Source organism: Olsenella uli (assembly GCF_016900775.1).
GTDB lineage: Bacteria > Actinomycetota > Coriobacteriia > Coriobacteriales > Atopobiaceae > Thermophilibacter > Thermophilibacter uli_A.
The window spans coordinates 21,579-48,552 of the sequence record NZ_JACJKN010000015.1 but is presented as its reverse complement, the minus strand read 5'-3'; the positions used below and the strand labels follow the sequence as shown (position 1 = coordinate 48,552).

Genomic DNA, 26,974 nt, shown 5'->3' with positions numbered 1-26,974 from the left:
GCGGCGCTATACGACATAATGGCAACCCTGAAAGCGGCGCTATGCCCGGCGCCCCCGCCGCACCGCGTCCACCACAAGGAGCACACCCGTGCCGAGCACTATGGCCAGCCCCACGATCTTGAGCGCAAGCTCCGCCCCAAGCTCCGGCGATCCCTCGGCCGGCGCGGGCAGAAACGCCGCCACCGCCTGCTCGGCAAGGCCCGGCTCCGACTGCGCCTCCTCGTTGGGCACCCGCTCGCAGTAGACCACGTAACGCTGCGTGGTCTGCGTGTAGGGGTGGCAGGTGAGCAGCGTTACCATGTCGCGGCCGTCCTGGACGGCAAGGGCGTCGGCGTCATCGGGCTCTATGATCTCCGAGCCCACCACCGCATAGGTGAGCGTCTCCCACGGGGTCGTGATCGTAAGGGTGTCGCCCGGCTCCATGAGCTCGATGTCGCGGAACATCTGCACGCCGTACCAGCGGCTCCGGTGCGCGGCTATGACGCAGTTCGAGGACGCCCCGCCCACGGGCATCGAGGTCCCGGCCACCACGCAGGCGCCCTTCTCGAGATTGTCCTCCGTGGCGCCAAGGTAGAGCGGAAGCGACACGCTCATCTTGGGAATGGAGATGGTGCCCACAATCCCGTCCGGCAGGCCAAGCTCAGAGAGGTCGCTGCCCGTGAGCGCAAAGGGGTCGTTCACCGCATCGCCCGTACCCGCACGGACCTCCTGGTTGTACGCCTGGAGCGCCTCATAGGTGGCGTCGCCCTCCTTGGGGCGGTAGGTTATCTCGCTGTCCAACACGGACTCGCCGCCCAGGGCCTCGCGCCGGAAGTCCTCCACCACGGCGTCCGCGTGACTCCGCTCGATCACGGCGCCAACCGTGGGGGCAATCATCAGCGCGATGCCCAGGACCAGAAGGACGACGCCCATCAGGAGCGCGGGCAGCCCACGCCGACGCCGCGGGCGCCCGTCTCGGCCGTCACGTGACGGCACGTCTGCCAAATGCCTGGCCACGGCGCCCCCCTTCGTTGCTTCGTCCGGCATTCCAGGTCCCACATCCCGCGCACCCCCGGTGTGCTAGAGGCGCGGTCGAACAACCAAAGCGTACACCGCAACCAGCGCCGCCGCCAGAGGCAGGCAGCGCTTCAGGCCCCCTCAGGAACAGCTCGGTAGAGGAGGGGCGCCGCCGCTCGAGGAGCAATCTTCGTGGGAGGGCGAGAAGGACCCGCGTCAGGACGGGCCAATCGCCTAGCCATGGCGCCGCCTCCCCTCTCCCGGCCGATGGCGCCTCGGCAAGACGGGCCTCATCCCCACGGCACCCCCGCCAGACCCCGACTGGCCCTGGCGAGAAGAACCAGGTACCGCAAAGTGCCCCCCCGCCCGAGCGGGCCCAGCTCCGCCCGTGGGCTCGCCCATCTCAATGGGGGCGACACCACGAGCGCCCGCCCCGGAGCGGAGCCTCCTCACGATGGCGTACGCGACGATGATAAGAGCCGCGATGGCCAGGCCTATCAGCACCGATGGCAGCAGCGCCTTGTCCGCGGGCTCGCTGTACCCCGCCGGAAACTCCGCGTCTCCCTTGTCGAGCCACTCGACCGGGACCTCGCAGCGCTCGGCGTGCACGAGCAGACGGTGCGAGTTGACGCCATACGGCGTGCAGGTGACAAGCGTGCAGAGGTCCTTTCCCTCTTGAATACCAAGGGAGCTTGTCTCGTCCGGCAAAACCACCTCGATCGAGGTCACGCGGTAGGCATGGTCCTCACCCAGCACTTGGATGATGAAGTAGTCGCCCACCTCCAGCTGGTCAAGCGCGTCAAAGATCTTCATCGAGGGGAGGCCAGTGTGGCCTGAGAGGACGCTGTGCGTGGAGAGGCCGCCAATCGGAACGCTTGTGCCCTCAAGGTGCCCAACGCCATCCTGCAGCACCTCGTCAGACGTGCCGTGATAGATGGGCAGGTTCACGTGGATGGCCGGGATGACCAGCGTTCCCATGACGCCGTCGCCGTTGAGGTTAAGTGTCTGCCAGTACTCCTCGTCGCTCGGGCGCTAGGCGTCCGGGTCAAAGGGGTCCGTGACCACGGCACGCCCATTGAGCAGCCGCTCGTTGTATGAGATTGCCCGCTCTCGCTCTGCCGAGAGGTCCTCCTCGGGCTCCTTCTCAACGGCCTCCTGCTGCACGCTGATGACCTTGCCCTGCGCAGCCTGTAGCAACGCGTTGCTCACCAGGGGGTATGCAACGCACGCAACCCCCACGAGCAGCGCGACGATGGCGAGAAGAACGCTGCGACGGACCGGCCCTCTAGGCGCGGCGGAACGGGCGCCGTGTGTTGACACGCTGCCGGCCACCGCGGCGTTGTTGCTTTTGCGCGGGCTCACTCATCTACCCCCTTATCTGATGGGCGTTTCACAGCTGTCAGTGGTCGGCGCTCTACGCCAGAACGCCGGCCATCAACAGCTACGCAAAGGCCCGGCCCCCAAGATGGAAGCCGGGCCATGCGCTCGACCAAAGCGGTCAGGCGGACAGTGCCTTAGTTCTCCTTACGAGCACGGACGATGAAGGCGGCCGCACCAGCAATCAGCACCACGCCAGCAGCGGTGAGGGCGATCGTGCCGGCACCACCGGTGGAGGGAAGGTCGGGGATGTCCTTCTTGTTGGTGATGTCAAGGTTGACGTTGTTGTCGGTATCGTCGACAGCAGGGACAACCACGGTATGAACGGTCATGTCAAGCTGATAGCCCTCAGGAGCCTCAATCTCCTTGAGGTAGTAGGTTCCAGCCTTAAGGCCAGCGAGGAAGCCGACACCGTTCTCCCCGGTAGTAATCTGGCCGATCTCATCGGTGCAGTCTTCGTTGGAATAAACTCCGAAAACAGCGTCCTTAAGCGCAGCGCCGCTGTCGGCATCCGTCTTGACGACGGAGATAGCGTAGGTATCGACCTCAACGACATCAGACTCGGTACTGTCGTTCTGACCAAAGTCGAGCTTTGCCTTGTTGGTCTCAGTCGAGCCCTCGATGACCGCCACCTTGTCGTTGGTAACGTACAATTTCTTGCGCACTTTGACAGCGGAATAGCGTCCAGATAGGAAGGAGGGCACGGCCCGCCCCGGTATGATTCGAGTTGCCTAGACAAGAAACATGCTGGAGGTAGACCATGCCCGAGCCAATCGTAACATTCAACGAGGAGAGCCTGAAGACCGACCTTCGCGAGCTCGTCAGGAGTACCGTCGAGGAGATGCTGAACGGCCTCCTGGACGAGGAGGCCGACGACCTCGTGGGCGCCGAGCGCTACGAGCGGACGGCAGGGCGCGAGGCGTACCGCGCCGGCCACTACGAGCGAAAGCTCACGACGACGTCCGGCGAGGTCACGATCCGCATGCCCAAGCTCAAGGGCATGCGGCTCACCACGGCGATCATCGAGCGCTACCGGCGCCGCGAGACGAGCGTCGAGGAGGCCATGATAGAGATGTACCTCGCGGGCGTCTCCACCAGGCGCATCGAGGACGTCTCCGAGATTCTCCGGGGCTCGAGCGTCTCGGCGTCGACCGTCTCCAACCTCAACGAGAAGGCGTTCGCGTCGGTCGAGGGGTGGCGCAACAGGCCGCTCGACCGGGCGTACCCCTACGTCTGCGTCGACGGGACATGCCTCAAGAGGTCCCGGGGCGGGAGCTACGAGAACGTGGCCGTGATGGTGGCCATAGGCGTGAGCGACGACGGCTTCCGCGAGGTCATCGGTGCCGCCGAGGGGTTCACGGAGTCGGCGGAGTGCTGGCGGGAGTTCCTCTCGTGGCCGAGGTCGCGCGGGCTGCGCGGCGTGAGGATGCTCGCCGGCGACAAGGCGGCCGGCATGGTCGGCTCCATCGCGGAGGTCTTCCCCGGCGCGGCCTACCAGCGCTGCACGGTCCACTTCTACAGGAACGTGCTCGCGAAGGTGCCCAAGTCCAAGCGGCCGAAGGTCGCGGCCATGCTCAGGGCCGTCCACGCCATGGAGTCGCGCGAGGCGTCCGAGGCCAAGGCCCTCGAGGTCGCATCCGAGCTCGAGAAGTCCAAGCTCGGGGAGGCCGCCAAGGTCGTGAGGGACGGCTACGCCGAGACCCTGGCCCACACGCGGTTCCCACGCGAGCACTGGCGGCGCATACGCACCAACAACGCCATCGAGAGGCTCAACCGCGAGATCCGGCGCAGGACGAGGGTCGTGGGCACCTTCCCCGACGGGAGGAGCGCCCTCATGCTCGTGACCGCCAGGCTCAAGTACGTGGCCGAGAGCGAGTGGGGCTCTCGTCGCTACCTGGACGTGACTCTGCTGGAGGGGTAGCCGCACCGGACGGCGGGCCTATGGGGCTGTCGGAAAGTGCGCAAGAATCTTGACGGTACCCGTTAGCAATCCGGGGTTGTTGCAGTGCCGGCAGCTTGCGGCGCTAGAAACTGCGGCTCATTGCAGGCGCGGCGCCCAGGAACGCATAGAGAACCGGGGTCGTTGCAGCCCACGCCGGCCACGGGGTGCCCGCGGGCGCCGGAAATCCGGAGCTGCGCGTTCTTCTCGCCCGGCACCAGGTGCAACAACCCCGAAGTTCTAACGCGCGAAGCGGCGTATCCCGCAACGACCGCGATTCTTTAACGGCATCCGCGAAGGCGGGCCGCGTCAGGTCAGAAGGTCGGCCCGCCGCCGCGCCGCGCGGGGCGTCATGGGAGCCAGGCGCCGCTCGTCCAGCAGCTCCCGCGCCGCATCGGCGTGGCCGAGCCGCAGCTCGCGCTCCGTGAGCAGGATCGTCCACGATACCATCTCGCGATGCGAGACCGCGCCGTCCAGGCGCTCACGCGCCCGGCGCTCGTCCGCAGCATCCCACGCCTCGCGCGGCTTGAGGGAGAGCTCGAGGTCTGCCAGCTGCCGCTCCGCAGTCGCCCGGCGCTTTGACCCGACCCGATACCCATCCGCGAGCGCCCGGAGCGCCGCGACCGCGGCGTCGCGAGCAGCAATGCCGCCCAGCTCATGCGCACAGACGGCGCGGTTCTGGAAGAGCATCACGTTCAGGATGCTGCGGCGGCCAAAGTCGAGGCCCTCCATGCGCGCGAGCGCGTCTGCGGGACGCCGGTCCTCGAGGTCGGCCAGCGCCAGATAGCAGTCGCAAAGTGCCCGCGAGCGCCGGCGGCGGAGGTCGTGCTCGCGAATCCGGCCGATCACGCCGCGCCACTTCTCAACGTCGCAGTCCGTGTTGATGATGGCGAGGAGCCCTCGGAACTCGCGATTCACGCGCACGCGGACCCAGATGCCAATGCCCACCAGCGCAGCAAGTCCCAGCAGGTAGAGGGCCAGGCTGTCCACCACGAACAGGCTCACGATGGCCGCGATTCCCACGATGATGGCGGCGGCCACGCAGCACGCGCGCGTCCTCCCAAACCAGCCGAGGTATGCCCGTGCGACCTCCTCCGCGCTCTTGTCGGCAAACTCCGAGCGCGCGCCGCCCCTCTTTGCCATATGCCCCTATCTAAGGCGCGGCCGCCGGGCGAGAAGCCCGACGGCCCGAAACGTGCGAAAGTGCCCGCTCCCCTTTGCGCGCTACTTGCGGTGAGCGCGGTAGTAGTTGATGAGGGCCTGCGTGGAGGCGTCCTGTGCGGCGAGGGCCTCATCGTCGTGGAAGGCGGGCGTGATCTGCTTGGCGAGCTGCTTGCCCAGCTCAACGCCCCACTGGTCGTAGGAGTCAAGCCCCCAGACCGTACCCTCGACGAAGGTGATGTGCTCGTAGAGCGCGATGAGCTCGCCGAGCGCGTGCGGGGTCAGCTCCACGCCAAAGATGGACGTGGTCGGGCGGTTGCCCTCGAAGCAGCGCGCGGGCACCATCCACTCGGCCGTGCCCTCGGCGCGGACCTCGTCGGCCGTCTTGCCAAAGGCGAGCGCCTTGGTCTGCGCGAGGAAGTTGCCGAGGAAGAGCTCGTGAACGTCCTGGTCGCCGTCACGCACGGGGTTGGGCGTGTTCACGAAGGCGATGAAGTCCGCCGGAATCATGCGGGTGCCCTGGTGGATGAGCTGGTAGAAGGCATGCTGGCCGTTGGTGCCCGGCTCGCCCCAGAAGATCTCGCCGGTGGCGCAGGTCACGGGGCTGCCGTCCCAGCGGACGCTCTTGCCGTTGGACTCCATCGTGAGCTGCTGGAGGTAGGCGGCAAAGCGGTGCAGGTACTGGTTGTAGGGCAGCACGGCGTGGCTCTCGGCACCGTAGAAGTTCACGTACCAGACGTTGATGAGGCCCAGGAGCGCCACCACGTTCTGCTCGAGCGGGGTCTCCTTGAAGTAGGTGTCCAGATCGTGGAAGCCCTTGAGGAAGCACTCGAAGCGCTCAGGCCCGAAGGCGATGATGAGCGAGAGGCCCACGGCGGAGTCGACGGAGTAGCGGCCGCCGACCCAGCTCCAGAAGCCAAAGGCGTTCTCCGGGTCAATGCCAAAGTCAGCCACGAGGTCGAGCGCGGTGGAGACGGCCACGAAGTGCTTCTTGATGGCCTCGGCGTCCTGCTCGGCAGAGCCGTCGATGGCGCCGGCCGCGCGCAGCTCGGAGAGGAGCCACGTCTTGGCCTCGCGCGCGTTGGTGAGGGTCTCGAGCGTGGTGAACGTCTTGGAGACCACGATGACGAGCGTGGTCTCGGGGTCGAGGCCCTTGACCTTCTCGGCCATGTCGTTGGGGTCGATGTTAGAGACGTAGCGGCAGTCGATCCCGGCATCGGCCATGGGCTTGAGCGCCTCGTAGACCATGACGGGGCCGAGGTCGGAGCCACCGATGCCGATGGACATCACGTGCTCGATGCGCTTGCCCGTGACGCCCTTCCACTCGCCGGAGCGCACACGCTCGGCAAAGGCGTACATGCGGTCGAGCACCTCGCGGACGTCGGCCACGCAGTCCTGCTCGCCGTCGAAGACGGTGCCCTTCTCGGAGGCCGGGCGGCGCAGCGCCGTGTGCAGGACGGCGCGGTCCTCGGTGGTGTTGATGTGCGCGCCGGCATACATGGCGTCGCGGCGCTCCTCCAGGCCCACGGCGCGGGCGAGGTCGCAGAGCAGGGAGACGGTCTTCTCGGTCACGAGGTTCTTGGAGAGGTCAAAGTGCAGGTCCTCGGTATCAAACGAGAGCTTCTCCACGCGCGCGGGATCGGCGGCGAAGGCGTCCTTGAGGTTGAAGCCGGAGCTCACGAGCTCGTCGTGGTGGGCCTGGAGGGCCGCCCACGCGGGCGTGGCGGTCGCGTCAATCGGTGCGGCAATGGTGGGCATGGTGCGTGCTCCTTCCCCGGGAAGCTACAGATAGGATAAGCATATCGCGCCTGGCGACGCCCCGCTAGAACGGCTCGCCCAGCGGCGGAATCTTCTTCAGGCGCGCCCACATGACCTGCTTCTCGTGCGGGTCCGCGAGGGCGTCCGCAAAGCCCCCCAGGTTGAGGACGCGCATGCCCCGGACGCGGGCCACGGCGCCCGGGGCGAGCATGGCCTCCTCGAGCGAATCGATGAGCACGAGGTCGTCCGCGTAGGCGTCCCGCATCGCCGCCGCGGCGGCGTCGTCGCAGCAGATGAGCGTGGCGGGGTCGAGCGCGCAGACCGCCTCGGCAAGAAGGCCCGGCTCGAGGGGCACGCCGGCCGCGTCCGCGGTGAGCAGCCACTCCCACTCCTCCGGCGCGTAGCCGAGCGCCTTGAGCGACGCCTTGAGGGCCGTGCCGTCGGCGCCCGAGAACGGGGCGTCGCCGTTCTTCTCGGCCTCCGTGAGCTTGCCCTTGACGAGAAGAACCGTGGAGAACGCGTTGCCGCCCATGACGACGCCGCGCGCCGCCAGCGCGTCGATCTCCGCCGCCGCCTTGTCCAGATACGCGCGCCGCCGCGCGTCACGCTCCGATGCCATCGACGCCTCCTCAGATGAGACAAAGGAACCTGTCCCCTTTGCCTCGCCCTAACTGCTACGAGAATTGTCACATATCCTGCCGCCACCGTTTGAACTAGTGTAAATCGGGCATAAGCCAATCAAGCACATCATCGACCAAAGGGAGGGTCACATGTCCCAGGCAATCACCACCGCCGAGTTCGACTCCGTCATCGCCGGCTCCGACAAGCCCGTTCTCGTTGACTTCTGGGCTCCGTGGTGCGGCCCGTGTCGCGCGCTCGGCCCCACCGTCGAGCAGGTCTCCGATGAGATGGCCGACCGCCTGACCGTCTACAAGTGCAACGTCGACGAGGAGCCCGACCTCGCCACGCGCTTCCGCATTGTCTCCATCCCCACGCTCATCCTCTTCAAGGGCGGCCAGCCCGTCCACACCATGGTGGGCAACATGCCCAAGCCCTCGCTCGTCTCCGAGCTGGAGGCCAATCTCTAACATGTCCGCGAAGAACCACCTTTCCGAGGGCGCCCGCGACGTTGCGCGCGGCGCCCTCGCGCTTGCCCGGGAAAACGTGCGTCTCATCGTGGCGCTCGTCGCCGCGGTTGTGTTTCTCGTTCTGCTCGGCGAGGTCGCCGAGGGCGAGCTCATGCGCCTCGACGCCTTTGCCTACCGGGCCATCGTCGAGGGGCTGCGCTCCGATGTCCTGACGCCCGTCATGGAGGGCTTTACCTCGCTCGCATCCGTGGTGGTGCTCGCCGTGATGGCCGCGGTCATAGCCGCGCTCGCCCCGGGCAAGGCCCCAGGATGGTGCGTCTCCATCAACCTGGCCTGCGTGGTCGCGCTCAACGCCCTGCTCAAGGTCATCGTGCAGCGCCCGCGCCCCGAGGGGTTCCGCCTCATCGAGGAGACGGGGTACAGCTTCCCCTCGGGGCACTCGATGGTGGCTATGGCGTTCTTTGGCCTGCTCATCTGGATGATCTGGCGCTATCACCGCCGCGACGCCATGCGTGTGGTGTGGTGCGTCGTCTTTGGCCTCGTCATCGTGATGGTGGGCGTGAGCCGCATCTACCTGGGCGTTCACTACGCATCTGACGTGATTGCCGGGTTCTGCGTCTCGCTCGTGTGGCTGGCGTTCTACACGCGGGTGGTGGCGCCGGCACTTGTAGCGGTGGATGCCTCCTAGGGCGGTTCCAGGGACGCCCAAAAATTAATCCGCCCTCTGGCGGCATGCAACGACGTTTGCCCAGTTGGCATTTTCCCCGCCCCTCCAGAGGGCGGATTAATTTTGGGGCGCGGTGGCGAGAGGGCCGCGGCCGGGCGTCAAAATCCCGCCCGCACGCCCCTAGCGCAACGTGATGATCTGCGCGTCGACGATGCGCCCCTCCTCGCAGAGGATCCTGCCCATCGAGGGGCGGGAGCGGCGCGGGCCCGTGGGGCTGCCCGGGTTCATCACGAGCGTCCCCGTCCACTCGTCGCGCTCGAGGAAGGGGAAGTGCGTGTGCCCGAAGATGCCGATGTCGCACATGGAGAGGTTGAGTCGCTCGCGGCGGTGCGTCACCTGCCACTTGAGGCCGCTGCCATAGAACATCTTGCGCGTGCGGACCGCCGGGGGATAGTCGGACGCATAGTCGTTGTTGCCAAGGCACGCCTGGACGGGCGCGATGAGCTGTAGCGTCTGGAAGTCGGAGGGTGAGCAGATGTCCCCCGCGTGCACGATGACGTCTGCGCCCTGAAGCGCCTCGAGCAGCTCCGGGGGCAGATAGCCATGGGTGTCCGAGATGATGTCGTAGCGCCTGAGCTCGCCCACGCGACCTCCCTAGAGACCGAGCGCCCGCTTGAGCGCCACCACGCGGCGGCGCGAGACGGAGATCTTCTTGCCCTCGATGCCGTTGACGCCCAGCTGCAGGATGCCCGAGGAGATGACCTCCACGTCCTCCACGTACTCGAGGTTCACGATGTAGCCGCGGTGCACGCGGAAGAAGCCATGCGGTGCGAGCTTCTGCTCGAGCTTGGCGAGCGAGATCGTGGAGAGGAAGCGGTCGTCGGACGTGTAGATGCAGGAGTAGTCGTCCTTGGCCTCGATATAGCGGATCTGGTCGATGGGCACGAGCACCTTGCGGCCGCTCTTGACCACGGGGATGCGCTCCACGGAGGAGTGGCTCTGCGGCTGGGGCTTCATGCGCGACTGGACCTTGTCGAGGGCCTGGTTCAGGCGCTCGGGCTCCACGGGCTTCATGAGGTAGTCAATCGCGTCCACGCCAAACGCCTCGAGCGCGTACTCGCTGTACGCGGTCACAAAGACGATCGCAGGCGGGTTCTTGAGGCGGTGGAGCGCCTCGGCGAGCTGCATGCCCGAGGTCTTGGGCATCTGGATGTCGAGGAACATGACGTCGGCCTTGCTCTCCATCAGCTTCTCGACGGCCTCGCGGGCGCTCGAGGCCTCCATGATGGCGTCGACCCTGCCGGTCTCCTCGAGGAGGTACCTCAGCTCGGAGCGAGCCGGGGCCTCATCGTCCACGATCATCGCGCGCATACACGTTCCCCTTCGCGTTCTCAGGACGTCCGGCCGGCGCGGCCGCGCGTCCCCTCGTCTTGCCTCTGCGCCGCCCCCGACAGGAGCGTCCTTCTCGCCCCCGCGAGTCTGAGCGTCACGCACGTGCCCTCGCCCGGCTTGGAGACGATCTCCACCCCCGAGCCGACGCCGTAGAAGCGCTCGATGCGGTCGGCCACGTTGCGCAGTGCCATGCCCGCGCCCTTGCTGGCCCCCGCGCCCGAGGCGGGACGGGGCTCCCCGGCCTCGGCCATGAGTCGGCTGGCGACGGCCTCGTCCATGCCCAGCCCGTCATCAGTCACGGCAATAAGAATATCATTTCCGTCGGGGGCCACCTGAACTTCAACGTGAAGAGGGCCCTCGTCGCGCATGGCGTGGCGGACCGCGTTCTCCACGATCGGCTGCACCAGAAACGACGGCACGGGCAGGCTCTCGCAGCCGGGGGCCACGCGCTCGCTCTCCACGATGCGGTCCTCGCCAAAGCGCGCCTTCTCGATCCGCAGGTAGCTTCGCGTCTGCTGGAGCTCCTGCGAGAGCGGGATGAGCGTCTTCTCCGAGCTCTCCAGCGTGCGGCGGTAGAAGAGCGAGAACTCTCGCAGCAGGTCGCGGGCCTTGGTGGGGTTGGTCCGCGTGAACGAGGCGATGGTGTTGAGCGCGTTGAACAGGAAGTGCGGGTTGATCTGCGCCTGGAGCGCCTTGACCTCGGCGCGGGCCGTGAGCTCGGCCTGCTTGTCCAGCTCGTAGGAGGAGAGCTGGGTGGACAGGAGCAGCCCCAGCCCCTCGGCAATGGCGAGCTGCGTGCGGTCGACGTCGAGGTCGCGTCGGTAGTAGAACTTGAGCGTCCCCACGGCGCGGTCCTGCACGAGCAGCGGTACGATGATGCCGAAGGCGCTCCCCTCGGTGTGGCTCCCCACGGCAAAGAGGCGCGCCTCCTGGGTGTCGTCGTCCACGGCCACGAAGGTCTCCATGCGGCGGCTCTCCAGCACCTCGAGCGTGGGCTTGGCGTTGGGGGTCCCCGCGAGGAAGGGCGTCTGGACGGCGCCCTCGTAGGCGAGCACCTTCACGGTGTCGGTGATGGCGATGGCCGCGGCGCCGGTCTCGGGCAGAAGCATCGAGCAGATGGCGCGGGCGTTCTCCTCGGTAAGGCCGCCGCGCAGGTGGGCGAGGGTGTTGGTAGCCACGCGCAGCGTGCGCTCGGTGGCCTCGGAGCGCGTGTCCTCGGGCGTCACGCTGATGGCGCCGCTCATCACGATGACGGCCGCCATGCCGCAGCCCACGAGCATGGCCGCCACCACGATCCCGTCGCGCATGCTCGTGATGAGCAGCGCGGCGAGAAGGACGGCGCACACGGCGAGAAGGACGTCGGCGGAGCGTCTGGGCGGGCGAAGCTTTCCGATCACCGGTCATCCTCCACCGTCGGCAGCGCCCCGGTGTCGCCAAGGTCGTCCGTCACGGCGGCCGCGCGCTCCTCCGGCGGCACGACCTCGCCGGTGCGGCGGATGGCTCCCTGGAGCAGCGGGTCCTCCCAGAGGGCCGCGACCACGCCGGGCCACATCATCGAGAAGGACAGGTAGCGCGAGCTCGCCGCACGGGCGAACTTGTCCGCGTCATAGCGCCCCTTCGTGAGGATGCGCAGGTACGCGAGGCGGTTGGGCCCCTTGATGAAGCGGCGCAGGGCCGTCTGGAAGACGCGGCGGCGCACGCCCGAGGAGAGCCACGGGGCGGGATAGGGCATGAGCGACTCGGGCGTGATGGTGCGCAGGTCGCGGCGGGCGTTCATGGCGTCGAGCTTGCGGTACTCGTACAGCCAGCGATGCACGTTCTGCATGAACACCGAGGGGACGCTCGCCATCTCCTCGGGCGGCTGCGAGCGGACGAACCACGCGTTGTCAAACCACGCGTCCATGCCGTTGGCCCGCAGGTTGAGCACGTAGTCGAGGTCCTCGCCGCGCGTGATGTACGGGTCGAAGGGGACCTTCGCGTAGGCCTCCGCATGCAGGGCGCAGCACCCGCCGCAGAGGTGGTTGGAGCGCGAGAAGCGCGAGGAGGAGGACTGCATCCGCTCCATCACGCGGTTGAACTCCGCGGCCTTTGACCAGTACTTCTCGGTCCACTCCTCGGTGGGCTCGGCATAGGGGCTGTTGTTGGCGTCAATGAAAAAGCCGCTCTTGACGAGCACCTTGAGGTTCTGCCGCGTGAGCGAGCCGAGGCCGTGGACCGCGTTGATGAGGAAGTCCGCGTCTAGCACGACCTCGTCGTCGTCCAGGAAGACGACCACGTCATGGCCGAAGATGGCCGCGACGGCAAGACCCATGTTCTTGATGGCGCCGTACCCGCGCAGGGAGACCGTCTCCCCGGTGACGTGGTGCGCCATGCGGCCCACGGCGCGCTCCACGTGCGCGGCCTCGCGCGCGCCGATGACGAGCGGGTTCAGCGCGGGGTGGGCCCGGCAGATGCTCTCCACGCGGGCCCGGGCCGAGTCCTCGCACGAGGGCGGGGCCACCACGAGCACGATCACGCGGATGACGCCGCGCACCTGGTCGAGCGAGGAGAGGCAGAGCTCCAGCTCGGGCAGGGGCTTGTCTATCGGCGTGGTGTAGTCGTAGACGCCCCGCTCCCCGAGGGCGCCCGGTTGGTCGCCCTCGGCCCAGTACGACGGTATGACGATAACCGGGTTCAAGCGCTATCCTCGGTCCGCGCCGTCGCTCCCCAGCTGGCGGGGAAGCGACGTCCTGGAAAGCGCGCGCGCCAGCGGCAGGCCGAGCACGTACATGACCACGGCCTCGCCGACCCCGGTGGCGATGAGGCCAAAGACGTACATGGCCGGGTAGGCGCCGTCGATGGCGATGTTGGTGAACGGAATGGTGTAGAAGCCAATCCCCTGGAGCATGAGCGGGAGGTAGAGCGGCACGATGAGCGCGTTGGCGAGCACCGGCCCCATGAGCGCGAGCGCGGGGCGGCGGCGGTTGCGCCACGTGAACCACGCGCCGAGCGCGGTGGCCAGGCTACCGAAGACCACGTCGAGCATGCCGAGCATGCCGGTGCCCGAGAGCGCGATGTTGGCGAGGTTGGCGATGGCGCAGCCGAGCGCCAGGCCGGGGACGGCGTCCGCGGTGAAGAGCGCGAGGACGCACGCCGCCTCGGAGACGCGGAACTGCACTGGCCCCCAGGCGAGGCTGCCGAGGAAGAGCAGGGCGCAGAGCGTGAGGGCGGCGTAGATGGCCGCGACGGCCCCGATGCGCGCCGTTCTTCTCGCGTTGACGTGGTGTGCCGTGATGTCTGCTGCCGTGTTGTGCTGTCCCATGCTTCTCTCTTTTCTGTCGGAGGGCTTTTCTGGATGCCCGGGCAGGCATGTCACGCCCACGACCTGCGGGATCCCGGTGGAAAGCACTCCAAAAGAAGCATCCCCGCGGACATGACAGAACTGATACTAGCAGAGTCCGTCATGACAATGGTGACAGGGTCGTTTGTCAGGCTTTCCGACATGCTAGTATGGCAGCGTCAGCAAGCTGCCGGAGGGAGCCCCGCATGAACCCGCGCGTTAGAATCGCCTGCCTCGCCGCCGACGCGGCGCGCTGGGGCACCACTCGTCTGCTGCACCGGGGCGGCGGCAATGCCCCCGGGGCCGTGGCGCTGCGGCTTGCGCCGGGCCTCATCGGCGAGCTGGGTAGCACGCTCGAGCGCTCCGTGGTGGTCACGGGCACCAACGGAAAGACCACCACGACCGGTCTCGCGGCGGACGCGCTCGCGGCGGACGGCGGGCGCGTGGTGTGCAACCGCGCCGGGAACAACATGGCGTCCGGCATCGCGTCCGCCCTCGTGGAAGAGCGCGGCGCGGGCGGGCGCGTGGGCTGCTTCGAGTGCGACGAGCTCTACACCGTCCGCGTGCTGCCGGCGCTGCGCCCGCGCGCGCTCGTTCTTCTCAACCTGTTCCGCGACCAGCTGGACCGCTATGGGGAGATCGACCACACGCAGGACGTGATAGCCGAGGCCCTGCGCCGCGCCCCCGAGACCGCCCTCGCCTACAACGCGGACGACCCGCTCTGCGCCGCCATCGCCGACCGCGTGGGCAACCCCGGCGTGCCCTTCGGCATTGACGAGCCCACCGGCCAGGAGGCCGACCGCATCTCAGACAGCCGCTTCTGCGCGCGCTGCAACGCGCCGCTCGACTACGCCTACGTGCACTACGGCCAGCTCGGCAGGTATCGCTGCCCCGCGTGCGGCTGGGAGCGGCCCGAGCTGGCGTTTGCCGCCGTGAACGTGAGCCTCACCTGCGGCGGCTACGAGTTTGACGTCGAGGACCGGCGGGACGAGAAGACCGTGCGGCACCACGTGCGCACCCGCTACAACGGCCTCTACATGGTCTACAACGTCATGGCGGCGCTCGTGGCCTGCGCACTTTGCGGGGGCGACCTCAGCCGCTTCCAGGACGTGCTCGACGCCTACGAGCCCGCAAGCGGGCGCGGCAAGACGTATCAGCTTGCCGGCGGCCGCTCCGTGGTCTCCAACCTGGCCAAGAACCCCACCGGCTTCAACCGCATGGTGCAGCAGGTCCGCGCCGAGGACGGCCGCTATCTCGCGCTCTTCCTCAACGACAACGACGCCGACGGCCATGACGTCTCCTGGATCTGGGACATCGACCTCGAGCGCCTGCGCGACCTCACCGACCTGCGCCATGTCCTCGTGGGCGGAACGCGCCGCGAGGACATGGCCGTCCGCGTGAAGTACGCCGAGCTGGGCGCGCCCATCGAGCTCATCGATGGCGTCGAGGACGCGCTGGGCTTCGTCGACGCTGGCGAGAAGCTCCACGTCATCGCCAACTACACCGCCTTTCCGCCCGTCGTTTCCGACCTCGAGCGCCTCTGCAAATTGGGGACAGTCCCCAATTTGCAGAAGGGGCGGGTCTGTGAATTGGGGACTGTCCCCAATTCACAGAAGTCCGTCTCGCTGGACCGGCCGCTGCGGATCGTGCACCTCTACCCGGATGCGCTCAACCTCTATGGCGACGGCGGCAACATCGCCTCGCTCTCCAGGCGCTGCGCGTGGCGCGGTATCCCCTGCCGCGTGGACCAGGTGCTCATGGGGGCCGAGCTCGACCTCTCGGACGCCGACATCGTGCTGCTTGGCGGCGGCGCCGACCGCGACCAGCTGGCGGTATGCCGCGAGCTCCAGGCGCAGCGCGAGAAGGTTGCCGCATACGTGGCGGACGGCGGCGTTCTTCTCGCCATCTGCGGCGGCTACCAGCTGCTCGGCCATTACTACATGATGGGCGAGGAGCGCGTGGAGGGCCTGCACGTGCTGGACATCGAGACCACCGCGGGACCCACGCGCCTGATTGGCAACGTGGCCATAGCGTCACCCGTATGCGACGCGCCCGTCGTAGGCTTTGAGAACCACGCGGGGCGCACCGCGCTGGGCGCAGGCGAGAAGCCCCTCGGGCGTGCGCTGGTCCATGGCACCGGTAACAACGGCGAGGACGGCGGCGAGGGCGTGCTGCACGACGGCGTGGTGGGCACCTACCTGCACGGGCCCATCCTGCCCAAGAACCCCGGCGTCACGGACTGGCTGATCGCCCGGGCGCTCGCGCGGCGCGGCGAGAAGATCGAGCTCGCGCCGCTGGACGACTCGCTTGAGCACCTGGCCCACGACGTGGCCCTGAAGATCGCCACGGGCCGCTAGCGCCCACCGCGCCATATCAACCTGACAATTTCCCCCGACACCTTTGTCAGGCTGACAATCTCCCCCGGCACCCTTGTCATGAAAACGGCCCCCGGCGCGATGCCGGGGGCCGCAGCTCAGACTATGACGTCAGCGCCTACACCTCGGCGTAGAGGTCCTTGAGCTTGAGCAGGTGCGCGTAGCGAGCCATGGCGGCCTCCTCGTTCTCCGCGAAGAGCTCCTTGGCGCGCTCGGGGAAGGAGCGGGTGAGCGAGGTGTAGCGAGCCTCGTTCATCAGGAAGTCCTGGTAGCCGCCCTTCGGCTCCTTGGAGTCGAGCGTGAACTTCTTGCCGGTCGGGGCGGCCGGGTTGAAGCGGAAGAGGTTCCAGTAGCCGCACTCCACGGCCTTCTTCATCTCCATCTGGCAGTTCTGCATGCCGCCCTTCTTGATGGAGTGCATCTCGCACGGGCTGTAGCCGATGATCAGCGACGGACCATCGTAGGACACGGCCTCGTGGATGGCCTTGAGGGTCTGCTGCATGTTGGCGCCCATGGCGACCTGCGCCACGTAGACGTAGCCGTAGGACATGGCGATCTCGGCGAGGCTCTTCTTCTTGGTCACCTTGCCGGCCGCGGCGAACTGCGCCACCTGGCCGATGTTGGAGGCCTTGGAGGCCTGGCCGCCGGTGTTGGAGTAGACCTCGGTGTCAAAGACGAAGACGTTCACGTTGTTGCCGGAGGCAAGGACGTGATCGAGGCCGCCGAAGCCGATGTCATACGCCCAGCCGTCGCCGCCGAAGATCCAGAAGGCCTTCTTGGTGAGGTAGGCCTTGTCGGCGAGGATGGCCTTGGCGGTGTCGCAGTCGGCCTTCTCGAGCTCGGCGACGTAGGCGGCAGCGGTGGTCTTGCTGGCCTCGGTGTCCGTGCGGGCCTCGAGCCAGGCGGTCGCAGCCTCCTTCAGGGCGTCGGACGCGCAGTCGGACTGGAGGAGCTTCTCGGTCTCGGCGACGATCTTCTCCTGGACGGCGTCATAGCCAAGGGCGAGACCCAGGCCGTGCTCGGCGTTGTCCTCGAAGAGGGAGTTGTTCCACGCCGGACCGTGGCCGCAGGCGTTGACGTTGAACGGCGACGTGGCGGCCGGGTTGCCCCAGATCGAGGAGCAGCCGGTGGCGTTGGAGATGAACATGCGGTCACCGCAGACCTGCGTGACGAGGCGTGCGTACGCGGTCTCGGCGCAGCCGGCGCAGGAGCCGGAGAACTCGAGGTACGGCTTGGCGTACTGGCTGCCCTTGACGTTGGCGCCCACGAGCTCGGTCTTCTCGGAGACCTTGTTCACCGCGTAGTCCCACACCGGAGCCTGGTCGAGCTCGGACTCCTGCGGAACCATGGTGAGGGCGCCCTTCGGGCAGACCTTGGCGCAGTTGGTGCAGCCCATGCAGTCGAGCGGGCTGATGGCCATGGTGAAGGTGTAGCCGGTGCCCTTGGGGATGGTGAGGTCGAGGCGACGCATGTTCTCGGGAGCGGCGGCCTGCTCCTCGGCGTTCATCACGATCGGGCGGATCGTAGCGTGCGGGCACACGAACGAGCACTGGTTGCACTGGATGCACTTGGTCTCGTCCCAGTGCGGCACCATGACGGCAACGCCGCGCTTCTCGTACTGAGAGGCGCCGAGCTCCCACTGGCCGTCGGCAACGTCGACGAACTTGGAGACGGGCAGCGAGTCGCCGTCCATGCGGTTGATGGGCTCCATGAGCTCGCGAACCTGCTTGACGATGGCCTCGCGGCCCTCGAGCGTGAGCTCGACCTTCTCGTCCTCGGCGTTGGCCCAGTCGGCGGGCACCTCGAACTTGCGGTAGGCGGTGGCGCCGGCGTCGATGGCCTTCCAGTTGGCCTCGACGATGCTCTGGCCCTTCTTGGCGTAGGACTTCTCGGCAGCGGCCTTCATGTACTCGATGGCGTCGGCCGCGGGAAGGACCTGCGCCAGCGAGAAGAACGCGGACTGCAGCACCGTGTTGGTGCGCTTGCCCATGCCGACCTTCTCCGCAAGGTCGATGGCGTCGATCAGGTAGACGTTGATGTTGTTCTTGGCGATGTAGCGCTTGGCCACGGCCGGCAGGTGGGAGGCGAACTCCTCGTCGGACCACTGGCAGTTCACGAGGAACGTGCCGCCCGGCTTGACGTCGCGGACCATCGGGAAGCCCTTGATGATGTAGCTCGGGTTGTGGCAGGCCACGAAGTTGGCCTTGTTGATGTAGTACGGCGAGCGAATCGGGGAGTCACCGAAGCGCAGGTGCGAGATGGTGACGCCGCCGGTCTTCTTGGAGTCGTACTGGAAGTACGCCTGGACGTACTTGTCGGTGTGGTCGCCGATGATCTTGATGGAGTTCTTGTTGGCGCCAACCGTGCCGTCGCCGCCGAGGCCCCAGAACTTGCACTCGATGGTGGAGGGGTCCGCCGTGTTGGGGGCGTCCGGGTCCATGGGGAGGGACAGGTTGGTGACGTCGTCCACGATGCCGATGGTGAACTCGCGGGCGGGGGCGTCCTTCTCGAGCTCCTTGTAGACGGCGAAGGCAGCCGCGGGGGGCTCGTCCTTGGAGCCGAGGCCGTAACGGCCGCCGACCACGGTGACGCCGTCCTTGCCGGCCTCGAAGAGCGACGTGATGACGTCCTGGTAGAGCGGCTCGCCGATGGAGCCGGGCTCCTTGGTGCGGTCGAGCACGGCGATCTTCTTGACGGTGGCGGGCAGCGCGGCCATGAAGTCCTCGACGGACCACGGACGGTACAGGCGGACCTTCACGAGGCCGACCTTCTCGCCGTGGGCGTTCAGGTAGTCGATGACCTCCTCGAGCGTGTCGCAGAAGGAGCCCATGCAGACCACGACGCGGTCGGCGTCGTCGGCGCCGTAGTAGTCAAAGAGGTGATAGCTCGTGCCGAGCTTCTCGTTGATCTTGTCCATGTAGGCCTGGACCACGGCGGGCAGCGCGTCGTAGGCCTTGTTGCAGGCCTCGCGGTGCTGGAAGAAGATGTCGCCGTTCTCGTGGGAGCCGCGGGCGTGCGGGTGCTCGGGGTTCAGGGCGTGGTCGCGGAACGCCTGGACGGCATCCATGTCCAGCATGTCCTTGAGGTCGTCGAAGTCCCAGACCGCGACCTTCTGAATCTCATGCGAGGTGCGGAAGCCGTCGAAGAAGTTCAGGAACGGCACCTTGCCCTCGATGGCCGCGAGGTGGGCCACCGGCGCGAGGTCCATGACCTCCTGGACGTTGCCCTCGGCGAGCATGGCAAAGCCGGTCTGGCGGCAGGCCATGACGTCGGAGTGATCACCGAAGATGTTGAGGGCGTGGGTGGCCACGGTACGGGCGGACACGTGGAAGACGCCCGGAAGGCCCTCACCGGCGATCTTGTACATGTTCGGGATCATGAGGAGCAGGCCCTGGGACGCCGTGTAGGTGGTCGTGAGGGCGCCGGCGCCGAGCGAGCCGTGAACGGTGCCCGCGGCGCCCGCCTCGGACTCCATCTCGACGACCTTGACCGGCGTGCCAAAGACGTTCTTCATGCCCTGAGCGGCCCACTGGTCGACGTGGTCGGCCATGGGGCTGGACGGGGTGATCGGGTAGATGCCCGCCACCTCGGTGAACGCATACGAGACGTACGCCGCCGCCTCGTTGCCGTCCATGGACTTAAACTTACGCGCCATATCCTCTCCTTCGAACCGGTCCCCTGAGGACCCCCATGGCCTCAGGCAGCTCTCACTCACAAGACACATGACTGAGTCGGGCCCACGGCCCATGCATGGTGACAGTGTACTCCGCACGCGCGTTTTTATTCACGACTTCGCGGGCAAATCGGCCGAGCGCGCGGTTTTTGCCGTAAAACGCCCCTCATAACAAATCGCAGGTAAAATACCCCGCCATGAGGGGGATTACCCTACGGCGGCGCAGGCCGGGGCCCCGCCTTCGGCAGGCGAGAAGAACGGCGCGCGGGGACCGCGCCCGCGTGATGAAATTGTGACGCCACCCCGGCCGGGAGGGAGGCCCCTCCGGGGACGGGGCGCTCCCGCGGCGGCGGTGCGGCAGGCCCGCGGCGGCGCGTGATAGAATCCCTCAGTACATGAGATGGGAGGGCGGGCGTGAACGACATTCGCAACATGACGCTTGCCCGCGGCGGAAGCCCGCGGGGGCGCGGGAGGGACGGCGCGCGGCGCACCCTCGTGATAGCCGCCTGCATCGGGGTTCTTCTCGTCGCCTCCCTGGGGATCTTTGCCGCCTGCTCGCTGGGCTCCGGGTCCGGCGATGCCGCCGAGGCCGGCCCCATAGACACGAGCATCCCCGCCACCGCGGAGGTTCCCGCGGTCACGAGCACGCCGCGCGAGGAGTGGCGCAAGGGCGAGATGCCCTACCTCTACCAGATCGACCCCCAGTGGGCGGACGCCGAGTACTGCGGCGGCAGCTTTGCCGAGCAGGGCTGCGGGCCCACCGCGCTCACGATGGTCTACGTGTACCTGACGGGCAACACCGACTACGACCCCGTGCAGATGGCCGAGTTCAGCACCGAGCACGGCTACGCGACGGACGGCAACGGCAGCGCGTGGACGCTCATGAGCGAGGGGGCCTCGATGCTCGGGCTCTCCAGCCAGACGCTTCCCGCGGTGGCGGGCCAGCTCCAGGCGGCGCTCGAGTCGGGGCACCCGATCATCTGCGCGATGGAGCCCGGGACGTTCACGCGCGTGGGGCACTACATCGTCATCGAGGGCATGGCGTCCGACGGCACCCACGTCCTCGTGCACGACTCCAACAGCGTGGGGCGCAGCATGCGCGTCTGGGACCTCGAGACCATCTGCGCCGAGGCGCAGAACATCTGGAGCTTCTCGGCGGCGTAGCGGCGGCCCCGGACCGGCCCTACCGGCGCCTCCCGCAGGACGCGAGCAGCTTGGCATACCCCTCGGCAAAGCGCTCCGCGCGCGGGGACGCCTTGCCCGCCGCCGGCACGATCCCGTGCTCGTCAGAGACGAGAAGGGCCTCGTCGTAGGAGAGCTCCCCCGCGAGCAGGGACTCCGCGAGCCCGGCCCGCCGCTCCACCGCAAACCCCACGGTCTTGGCGAGGTCGGCCATGAGCGTCGCCGCGCCAGAGGGGCGCTCGTCGGCGCCGACGCCCCAGACGAGCCCCTCCTCCCGCACAAGCCACAGGGACTCCGGGGCAACCCCCGTGCGCGCCGCCTCGAGCGTTGCCACGCGGGCGCGGTCGGCGAGAGCCGAGGGGGTCCGGAGCCTCAGCGGCTCGTAGGGCCCCACGGTCATGGCGGCGCGGCCCTCGTCGTCAACGATGAGCATGAGCACGCCGTCGGGGTGCGCGGCGGCGCCGTCGGAAAGCGTCCACTCGATGTGCTGCTTGGCCCAGGCCACGAGCTCCGTCGGCACGAGCCCGCCGTTCACGGCGCGCTGGCCAAGCGCGCGCAGGTGGCGGTTCTCCAGCGGCAGCGCGCGGTTGGCAAGCCGCCAGCGGCAGACGAGCGCGGGCGCGCCCAGCGTGAACCCGTCCATGTCCATGGTGTCCTCGATCCGCATGGCCCCTCCCCCACAACGACGCACGCCCTTCTCCCGTAGGGTACCCCAACAAGGCTGGCGTGGTTCCCATGCCCCTCAAAAGCGCGCCCTCTGCGCGGGCGCCCTGCCGTTCTCCCTGTTGGCGAGAAGAGCCCGGCGCAGAGGGCGCGCTTCAGAACAAGGGGCCGCAGTTCCAGGTCGCCCGGGCACGCCACCCCCAAAATGTGCACCCCCTGCGCCGGCAATGTCCCATCTACCCAGTTGCCGATCATTCGCCCGCGCAGAGTGCGCACATTTGCCGACCTTCAAATACCCCATTGCATACAAATCCCATTTAACAGTATTCTTAAATGAATATATTTAGTACAGAACGGAATCTATGAATCTCACAGTCAACAAGCTGAGCGCACTGCGCATCCTGCGGGCCATCCGGTCGTCGGGACGCCGACTCCCGGGACGGAGATGTGACCTCGCTCCTCCCTCTCCGGAACCCCATCGGTACTGGACGGTGCGCTCGCTACCGCTTGAGCGCCTCGCACTCGATCGCCCGCCGGACAGGGGGCGGCTCCAGGTAGCCGCCCCGAGCAAGTCCGCGCGGCCGAGGGCCTCGTTCTTCTCGTGCACCGTCTACTCGGGGGGCCTGCCGCCAGGCTCCTTCATCAGCTTGGGCGGCGGCCTTGCGATCCCCTCGCCAGAGCTCCTCTTTGTCGAGCTCGCCTGCGTCATGTCCCCGGCTGTCCACGTCCTGCTGGGATACGAACTCTGCGGGAGCTTCTCGCGCAGCCCCGAACGTCCGCGCGAGGGCGCCGTCCGGCTGGGAGTCAGACCCGTCACCACGCCCGAGCGGATGGGGGCGTTTCTTGACGGCTGCAGCAACGTGCGCGGCAGCGACGCCGCGCGACGGTCACTCCAGCGGGTGTCTGCCGGGGCGTGGTCCGCGACGGAGGCGCTTCTGTCAACGTTGCTTGCCCTCCCGCCCGAGGAGCTTGGCTACGGACTTGGCCGGCCGAGGCTCAACGTCCGGCACGAAAGCCCTCCCGAGCTGCGTGCGCTCGGCTGCCCCGGCTCCCGTGTCCCTGACATCGAGATTCCCGGAACATGCGTCGGGCTCAATTATGACGGGCACGAGCACCTTGACCTCACGGCCATCGAGCGAGCTGTCGCAGCGGGCGCAATTGAGGAGGCACTGCGCTCCATTAGGGAGAAGTACGTCGATGACCTGCGGAGAAATCGCGAGCTTGCCGCCAGCGGCCACGTGGTGCTCCCCGTTGTGGCCGAGGACCTCTTTCAGGGCGGCGGGCTTGACGCCGTGGTTCTTGAGGCCGTCTTGGCGGCCGAGGCGATCGATGGAGCACACTTTGACGCAGTGCGAGGTGCCATCGCCTCGCGCCGGCTGAGCCGCGCGCGGCAGGAGCTCATCTGGTCGCTGCTGCCATGGGACGCGGCAGGGCGCTACGGGCGCGACCTGATGGCACGGGAGCGGGCGGCCACGAGCGGGGGCACGGTCACCGACGAGCTCTTCGAGCTCTGACCCACAGCCAAGCTAGAAAGTGCGCCCCCCGCGCCGAAAGACCCACAGGCGCCCAGTTGGCAAGGAGAGCCTGGCGCAGAGGGCGCACTTTTTCGCAGGGCCACGGCACGCCCGCACCTTCATCTTCCGGCAAGGGCGAGCGGCAGCACGTCGGCGAGACAGGTGAGGTGCACGTCTGCAAGGGATTGGTCAAGCGTCACGCCGGCGGGCAGCGGCATGGCGCAGACGCGCGCTCCGGACCTGTGTGCGGCAAGCAGCCCGACGGGCGAGTCCTCAACGATAAGCGTCTGCTCGGGCCTGACGCCGAGAAGATCCATCGCACGTAGGTAGACGTCTGGCGCGGGCTTAGACGACGCGCACTCCTCCCCGCTTACGGTAACGTCCAAGAGCTCGCCGATGCCGAGCGCATCCAAAAAGCCGTCTATCACCCAGCGCGGCGAGGCGGACGCCAGGCCGGTCCTGACGCCAGCCTGACGCAGCCCCGAAAGAGTCTCCCGTACGCCAGGGGCAGCAAGCTCGGCGTAGGGCATGGGGTCGTTGGCAAAGCGCCGCCGGAACCTCTCGTAGAGCTGCTCGCGGCGAACCTCATCATGCGGCTCAACGCAGCACCACACGACCTTGTTGTTTGACCCGTAGAAGTCCGGAAAACCTGAATCGTCAATGCCCTCCTCGGCGAAGAACGCGCGGCGTCGGCGGTCCAGCTCGGGCTCGGAGTTGACGAGCACGCCGTCCTTGTCAAAAATCACCGCCTTGTACACGCTCCCACCTACTTTGACTCGAGCTGCTTGGCAAGCATGATCGAGAGGATGGCCTCATCGGTCTGTGTAAAGCCCTCGCGCATGAGTCTGCCGGTGTTCTTGATGGTCTCCTCGGCGTCGTCGAAGATGATGCCGTCCTTGCTCGTGGGCGAGATGTCCGCGAGCGCGAGGGTCGAGCACTGGATGGCACAGTTGGTACCGGCCGCAATCTTGAGCGCACAGGTCGCCTTGGCGCCGTCGCAGATCATGCCCTGCAGCGTTGCGAGCATGTTGTTGATTGCGTACTTGATTTCACGCAGGCCACCACCCTGCAAGAAGGTAATACCACAGCACGAACCCGTACCGCCGGCGATACCAGAGCCGCACAGCGGGGAGAGACGGCCCATGTACTCCTTGATGTGAAGGACCACGAGGTCGGAGAGCACAAGCGCACGGGCAAGGTCCTCCTCAGACGATCCGAGGATGCGCGCGAGCTCGATGATTGGAAGCGAGCTCGCGATGCCCTGGTTGCCGCTGCCGCCGCAGGTCATGACCGAGAGCGGGCAGCCGCCCATACGCGCGTCGCTCGCGGCGGCGGTAACTGACATCAGGCGCAGCGTGGCGTTGTTGAGCAGCGCCCCGCGCCGGTCGGCCCCGGCACCGATGCGCTTGCCGACCTCGAGGCCATACTCGCCGGAGAGGCCCTCCTCGCTCACGCGGGTGTTGAGCGGCACGCAGTCCAGGATGAACTTGATGTCCTCAAAGGGGACGTTCGTCGCAAACTCGTAGATGGCGTCCACCGTGAGGCCCTCGTGGGTGTCGTCCGCGCCGCCTCCCACCGGGACGGGCTCGTCCAGCAAAACCTCCCCGTTCTTCTCCACGCGCACCACGTTGGTGTGGTCGCGCATGATGACAACGCGCGAGCTGTCCTGGCCGTCCGTCAGGCGCGCCTCGATGTAGAGCGCCTCCGAGGTGGTCTTCTGCTCCACACGGACCGCATGGGCGTCCACGAGGGCCCTTGCCGCGGCCAGATGTCCGGGCGTAAAGCCAGAGAGCACCTCAAGCTTCTTTTTTGACTGGCGCACCACCGCGCCTAGCGCCGCGGCAATCTCGATGCCCACCATGCCCGTTCCCGGGATGCCCACGCCAAGCGCGTTCTTGATGATGTTGGCACTCAGGCTCAGGCGAATCTCGGCGGGCACGCCAGAGAGCTGCTCGGCGGCAATAGAGACGGCGTAGGCAACCGCAATGGGCTCGGTGCAGCCCTCGGCGGGAACGACCTCCTTCTTGAGGAGCTTGATGAAGTCGACCATGCTAGTCCTCCATTGACGCGGCAAGTTCGACGATGCCTCGAACTGCCTCACTGTAGATGTCCGCGGCGCGGGAGACGTCCATAAGCCGCACGTGCTCGTCAACGCCATGAGCGCCGCTGTGTGTTCCAGGAAGCTTGGGGCCAAAGGCGACGAGCGCGGGCATGAGACTCGCGTAGGTGCCGCCAGCCATGACGGAGCAGCTGCCCCGCTCGCCGGTCACGCGCTCATAGGCGCCGAGAAGAACCTGGACGCAGGGATTGTCCTCGGGCACGAGGTGGACGGGCTTCTCCTGAACCACCTCGACCTGCCAGGCCTCACCCAGCGCCGCTCGCACGCGCTCGAGCACCTCCCCTGCACCCAGCGCCATGCCATAGCGGACGTCAAGCTCCGCCGCCAGGACGCCGTTGCGCGCGCTCAGAACACCGAGGTTCACGGACGCGTGCCCGAAAACCTCGTCGGGGATGTCAACGCCAAGTGCAGAGCCCGTGAGGTCCGCACAGAGCAGGCGGCTGACCTCGCCAAGGGCGCCGTTCTCACCCAGCTTGCCCGCAAGTCGCGCCACGAGGGCGCAGATCGCGTTCTCGCCGCGCTCGGGCGTGCTGCCGTGCGCAGAGCGCCCGCGTGCCACGAGCTCACGGCCGTCGGGCAGGGTCGCGCGCGCCTCAGCCGGGACCACGTTTGCGGCCGTGCCGCCGCAGATTGTGACGCCCGGTAGGTCCCAGGCGCGCGTAAGGCGCAGGTGCAGGCGAGCCTTCTCGCCCCGGACCACGGGAAACGCCGCGTCAGGCACAAACCCCATGGTCGGGAGTTCCTCCCCCGCCTCCGCGTACTCCCGCAGGTCCGACATCCCGCTCTCCTCGTCCGTGCCAAAGATGATGCGCAAGCGGCACGGCAAGTCCTCGCCGGCGTACTCGGCGAGAAGGACCATGAGAATCGCGGCGCCGATCTTGTTGTCCATGCAGCCGCGACCGTAGAGCACGCCGTCCTCGACCTCGGCGGCATAGGGATCGCGCGTCCATCCGTCCCCCGCGGGGACGACGTCCAGGTGCACGGGGAAGGCAGCCAGCGGACCGTGCGTGCCCGCCTCGGCCCAGACGACCTTCTCGCCAAAGCGGTGCGTCTCGAAACCCAGACGATCGCACTCGGCAAGGACATGGTCGAGCGCGCGGGCGCACCCCTCACCGTACGGCGCGCCGGGCGCGGGAGCGGCGTGCTCGGTGTTGATGCGCACGAGCGCGCGCAGCAGCGAGACGATCTTCTCGTCACGCTCGGCGACCGTGCGGCAAGGGGCACTCATGGCTACTCGCCGTCCTTCTCGGTCTTGGGGGTGAAGACCAGGTCGCACGTCTCGTCGCCGGCGCCAATCTGGGTGTCAAACTCGAGGTTCACGCCAGCGCTGTCTGCACGGGCGAAGTCACTGTAGCAGGCGAGGCGGCAGAGCTCGGCCACCTGCTCGGCGGGCAGGCCCATGCTCTTCCAGGTAGCGGCCAACGGGCAGTGGTGGAAGCGCAGCAGGCCGCGCTCATCGCTCTTCTCTACGAGCTCCATCTCAAAGACGTCCTGGCCGTTGGAGTTGTAGAGCATCTCGGCCATCTTGCCGGGGTTGCCCTCGCAGACGCCGTACTTGCGGCCGCGCTCCACGCCAAAGGCGTAGATGGTGGCCTTGCAGAACTCGTCGGGGTCGATGCCGTGCTTCTTGGCCTCCTCAAGCATGAGGTGGAACCACTGAGCGCGGGTGCCGTTGGCGCCACGGACGCCCTCGAGGTACTCCTCGCGGGTGAAGGTCTGCTTGTCGGACATGTCTCTCTCCTTTGTCTGTT

Annotated in this window: 23 protein-coding genes and 1 pseudogene; 6 read left to right on the top strand and 18 right to left on the bottom strand. The window is 67.4% G+C overall.

The annotated features are described in order from the left end of the window. Nucleotides 1-39: 39 nt before the first annotated feature. The 4 genes and pseudogenes from H6A23_RS09115 to H6A23_RS09105 form a co-directional block, all read right to left on the bottom strand. Nucleotides 40-996, bottom strand: coding sequence for a class C sortase (locus tag H6A23_RS09115; protein ID WP_204831874.1), 957 nt, complete (start codon nucleotides 994-996; stop codon nucleotides 40-42). A gap of 234 nt (nucleotides 997-1,230) precedes the next feature. Beyond that, a pseudogene (locus H6A23_RS09110) lies at nucleotides 1,231-2,010 on the bottom strand (class C sortase); the annotation flags it as partial. 18 nt (nucleotides 2,011-2,028) lie between these two features. Then, nucleotides 2,029-2,358 carry a hypothetical protein gene (locus H6A23_RS11570; RefSeq protein WP_286165926.1) on the bottom strand — a complete coding sequence of 110 codons (330 nt, stop codon included), beginning with the start codon at nucleotides 2,356-2,358 and terminating at the stop codon, nucleotides 2,029-2,031. Between the two features lie 152 nt (nucleotides 2,359-2,510). Next, entirely contained in the window at nucleotides 2,511-3,038 is a 528-nt protein-coding gene (locus tag H6A23_RS09105) for a SpaA isopeptide-forming pilin-related protein (RefSeq protein ID WP_353653046.1), read from the bottom strand. Nucleotides 3,039-3,133: 95 nt separating this feature from the next. Here H6A23_RS09105 and H6A23_RS09100 point away from each other — a divergent pair, with 95 nt between their 5' ends. Next, nucleotides 3,134-4,294, top strand: a complete 1,161-nt coding sequence (locus H6A23_RS09100; RefSeq protein ID WP_204831872.1) for an IS256 family transposase — start codon at nucleotides 3,134-3,136, stop codon at nucleotides 4,292-4,294. A 327-nt stretch (nucleotides 4,295-4,621) separates the two neighbouring features. Here H6A23_RS09100 and H6A23_RS09095 read toward each other — a convergent pair whose 3' ends face one another. From H6A23_RS09095 to H6A23_RS09085, 3 genes are all read right to left on the bottom strand, one after another. Next, nucleotides 4,622-5,455 carry a hypothetical protein gene (locus H6A23_RS09095; RefSeq protein WP_204831871.1) on the bottom strand — a complete coding sequence of 278 codons (834 nt, stop codon included), beginning with the start codon at nucleotides 5,453-5,455 and terminating at the stop codon, nucleotides 4,622-4,624. An 81-nt stretch (nucleotides 5,456-5,536) separates the two neighbouring features. Continuing rightward, entirely contained in the window at nucleotides 5,537-7,231 is a 1,695-nt protein-coding gene (pgi, locus tag H6A23_RS09090; RefSeq protein ID WP_204831870.1) for a glucose-6-phosphate isomerase, read from the bottom strand. A gap of 64 nt (nucleotides 7,232-7,295) precedes the next feature. Next, nucleotides 7,296-7,850, bottom strand: a complete 555-nt coding sequence (locus H6A23_RS09085) for a hypothetical protein (RefSeq protein WP_204831869.1) — start codon at nucleotides 7,848-7,850, stop codon at nucleotides 7,296-7,298. Nucleotides 7,851-8,001: 151 nt separating this feature from the next. On the opposite strand from H6A23_RS09085, the gene trxA reads away from it, so the two are divergent. Both trxA and H6A23_RS09075 read left to right on the top strand, forming a co-directional pair. Next, nucleotides 8,002-8,319, top strand: a complete 318-nt coding sequence (gene trxA, locus H6A23_RS09080) for a thioredoxin (RefSeq protein WP_204831868.1) — start codon at nucleotides 8,002-8,004, stop codon at nucleotides 8,317-8,319. A 1-nt stretch (nucleotide 8,320) separates the two neighbouring features. Beyond that, the gene (locus tag H6A23_RS09075; RefSeq protein WP_204831867.1) at nucleotides 8,321-9,007 is read left to right on the top strand and encodes a phosphatase PAP2 family protein; all 687 of its coding nucleotides are present in this window, start codon (nucleotides 8,321-8,323) and stop codon (nucleotides 9,005-9,007) included. Nucleotides 9,008-9,166: 159 nt separating this feature from the next. Here H6A23_RS09075 and H6A23_RS09070 read toward each other — a convergent pair whose 3' ends face one another. From H6A23_RS09070 to H6A23_RS09050, 5 genes are read right to left on the bottom strand one after another with little or no spacing between them, the layout of a single operon-like run. Beyond that, nucleotides 9,167-9,631: a metallophosphoesterase family protein gene (locus H6A23_RS09070; protein WP_204831866.1), complete on the bottom strand. Its 465-nt coding sequence runs from the start codon at nucleotides 9,629-9,631 to the stop codon at nucleotides 9,167-9,169. A gap of 9 nt (nucleotides 9,632-9,640) precedes the next feature. Then, a complete protein-coding gene (locus H6A23_RS09065) occupies nucleotides 9,641-10,357 on the bottom strand; it encodes a LytR/AlgR family response regulator transcription factor (protein ID WP_204831865.1) in 717 nt (238 codons plus the stop codon). 20 nt (nucleotides 10,358-10,377) lie between these two features. After that, nucleotides 10,378-11,775 (bottom strand): sensor histidine kinase, encoded by a 1,398-nt coding sequence (locus H6A23_RS09060; RefSeq protein ID WP_353653045.1) that lies wholly within the window; start codon nucleotides 11,773-11,775, stop codon nucleotides 10,378-10,380. Further along, a complete protein-coding gene (locus H6A23_RS09055; RefSeq protein ID WP_204831864.1) occupies nucleotides 11,772-13,055 on the bottom strand; it encodes a glycosyltransferase in 1,284 nt (427 codons plus the stop codon). The genes H6A23_RS09060 and H6A23_RS09055 overlap by 4 nt, the downstream gene beginning before the upstream one ends. A gap of 3 nt (nucleotides 13,056-13,058) precedes the next feature. After that, nucleotides 13,059-13,679, bottom strand: a complete 621-nt coding sequence (locus H6A23_RS09050) for a QueT transporter family protein (RefSeq protein ID WP_204831863.1) — start codon at nucleotides 13,677-13,679, stop codon at nucleotides 13,059-13,061. Between the two features lie 224 nt (nucleotides 13,680-13,903). On the opposite strand from H6A23_RS09050, the gene H6A23_RS09045 reads away from it, so the two are divergent. Beyond that, on the top strand, nucleotides 13,904-16,054 hold the full coding sequence (locus H6A23_RS09045) for a MurT ligase domain-containing protein (RefSeq protein WP_204831862.1): 2,151 nt from the start codon (nucleotides 13,904-13,906) through the stop codon (nucleotides 16,052-16,054). Nucleotides 16,055-16,190: 136 nt separating this feature from the next. Here H6A23_RS09045 and nifJ read toward each other — a convergent pair whose 3' ends face one another. Then, nucleotides 16,191-19,727 carry a pyruvate:ferredoxin (flavodoxin) oxidoreductase gene (gene nifJ, locus H6A23_RS09040; RefSeq protein WP_204831861.1) on the bottom strand — a complete coding sequence of 1,179 codons (3,537 nt, stop codon included), beginning with the start codon at nucleotides 19,725-19,727 and terminating at the stop codon, nucleotides 16,191-16,193. Between the two features lie 432 nt (nucleotides 19,728-20,159). Here nifJ and H6A23_RS09035 point away from each other — a divergent pair, with 432 nt between their 5' ends. Continuing rightward, nucleotides 20,160-20,909, top strand: a complete 750-nt coding sequence (locus H6A23_RS09035) for a C39 family peptidase (RefSeq protein WP_204831860.1) — start codon at nucleotides 20,160-20,162, stop codon at nucleotides 20,907-20,909. A 19-nt stretch (nucleotides 20,910-20,928) separates the two neighbouring features. Here the strand turns inward: H6A23_RS09035 and H6A23_RS09030 are convergent, their stop codons facing one another. After that, nucleotides 20,929-21,594 (bottom strand): hypothetical protein, encoded by a 666-nt coding sequence (locus H6A23_RS09030; RefSeq protein WP_286165925.1) that lies wholly within the window; start codon nucleotides 21,592-21,594, stop codon nucleotides 20,929-20,931. 487 nt (nucleotides 21,595-22,081) lie between these two features. Here H6A23_RS09030 and H6A23_RS09025 point away from each other — a divergent pair, with 487 nt between their 5' ends. Then, nucleotides 22,082-23,104, top strand: coding sequence for a hypothetical protein (locus H6A23_RS09025; RefSeq protein ID WP_204831859.1), 1,023 nt, complete (start codon nucleotides 22,082-22,084; stop codon nucleotides 23,102-23,104). 119 nt (nucleotides 23,105-23,223) lie between these two features. Here the strand turns inward: H6A23_RS09025 and H6A23_RS09020 are convergent, their stop codons facing one another. The 4 genes from H6A23_RS09020 to H6A23_RS09005 are packed head-to-tail and all read right to left on the bottom strand — an operon-like array spanning nucleotide 23,224 to nucleotide 26,954. Continuing rightward, the gene (locus tag H6A23_RS09020) at nucleotides 23,224-23,862 is read right to left on the bottom strand and encodes an HAD family hydrolase (protein ID WP_204831858.1); all 639 of its coding nucleotides are present in this window, start codon (nucleotides 23,860-23,862) and stop codon (nucleotides 23,224-23,226) included. A gap of 8 nt (nucleotides 23,863-23,870) precedes the next feature. Continuing rightward, nucleotides 23,871-25,154 (bottom strand): serine dehydratase subunit alpha family protein, encoded by a 1,284-nt coding sequence (locus H6A23_RS09015; protein WP_204831857.1) that lies wholly within the window; start codon nucleotides 25,152-25,154, stop codon nucleotides 23,871-23,873. Nucleotide 25,155: 1 nt separating this feature from the next. Continuing rightward, the gene (locus H6A23_RS09010; protein ID WP_204831856.1) at nucleotides 25,156-26,451 is read right to left on the bottom strand and encodes a M20/M25/M40 family metallo-hydrolase; all 1,296 of its coding nucleotides are present in this window, start codon (nucleotides 26,449-26,451) and stop codon (nucleotides 25,156-25,158) included. A 2-nt stretch (nucleotides 26,452-26,453) separates the two neighbouring features. Beyond that, nucleotides 26,454-26,954: an L-2-amino-thiazoline-4-carboxylic acid hydrolase gene (locus H6A23_RS09005; RefSeq protein ID WP_204831855.1), complete on the bottom strand. Its 501-nt coding sequence runs from the start codon at nucleotides 26,952-26,954 to the stop codon at nucleotides 26,454-26,456. Between the last annotated feature and the right edge of the window lie 20 nt (nucleotides 26,955-26,974).

Coding starts and splice junctions, on each gene's coding strand:
- H6A23_RS09100 (WP_204831872.1), top strand. CDS start 3,134: ATGCCCGAGCCAATCGTAACATTCAACGAGGAGAGCCTGAAGACCGAC.
- H6A23_RS09095 (WP_204831871.1), bottom strand. CDS start 5,455: ATGGCAAAGAGGGGCGGCGCGCGCTCGGAGTTTGCCGACAAGAGCGCG.
- pgi (WP_204831870.1), bottom strand. CDS start 7,231: ATGCCCACCATTGCCGCACCGATTGACGCGACCGCCACGCCCGCGTGG.
- H6A23_RS09085 (WP_204831869.1), bottom strand. CDS start 7,850: ATGGCATCGGAGCGTGACGCGCGGCGGCGCGCGTATCTGGACAAGGCG.
- trxA (WP_204831868.1), top strand. CDS start 8,002: ATGTCCCAGGCAATCACCACCGCCGAGTTCGACTCCGTCATCGCCGGC.
- H6A23_RS09075 (WP_204831867.1), top strand. CDS start 8,321: ATGTCCGCGAAGAACCACCTTTCCGAGGGCGCCCGCGACGTTGCGCGC.
- H6A23_RS09065 (WP_204831865.1), bottom strand. CDS start 10,357: ATGCGCGCGATGATCGTGGACGATGAGGCCCCGGCTCGCTCCGAGCTG.
- H6A23_RS09050 (WP_204831863.1), bottom strand. CDS start 13,679: ATGGGACAGCACAACACGGCAGCAGACATCACGGCACACCACGTCAAC.
- H6A23_RS09045 (WP_204831862.1), top strand. CDS start 13,904: ATGAACCCGCGCGTTAGAATCGCCTGCCTCGCCGCCGACGCGGCGCGC.
- nifJ (WP_204831861.1), bottom strand. CDS start 19,727: ATGGCGCGTAAGTTTAAGTCCATGGACGGCAACGAGGCGGCGGCGTAC.
- H6A23_RS09030 (WP_286165925.1), bottom strand. CDS start 21,594: ATGCGGATCGAGGACACCATGGACATGGACGGGTTCACGCTGGGCGCG.
- H6A23_RS09015 (WP_204831857.1), bottom strand. CDS start 25,154: ATGGTCGACTTCATCAAGCTCCTCAAGAAGGAGGTCGTTCCCGCCGAG.
- H6A23_RS09010 (WP_204831856.1), bottom strand. CDS start 26,451: ATGAGTGCCCCTTGCCGCACGGTCGCCGAGCGTGACGAGAAGATCGTC.
- H6A23_RS09005 (WP_204831855.1), bottom strand. CDS start 26,954: ATGTCCGACAAGCAGACCTTCACCCGCGAGGAGTACCTCGAGGGCGTC.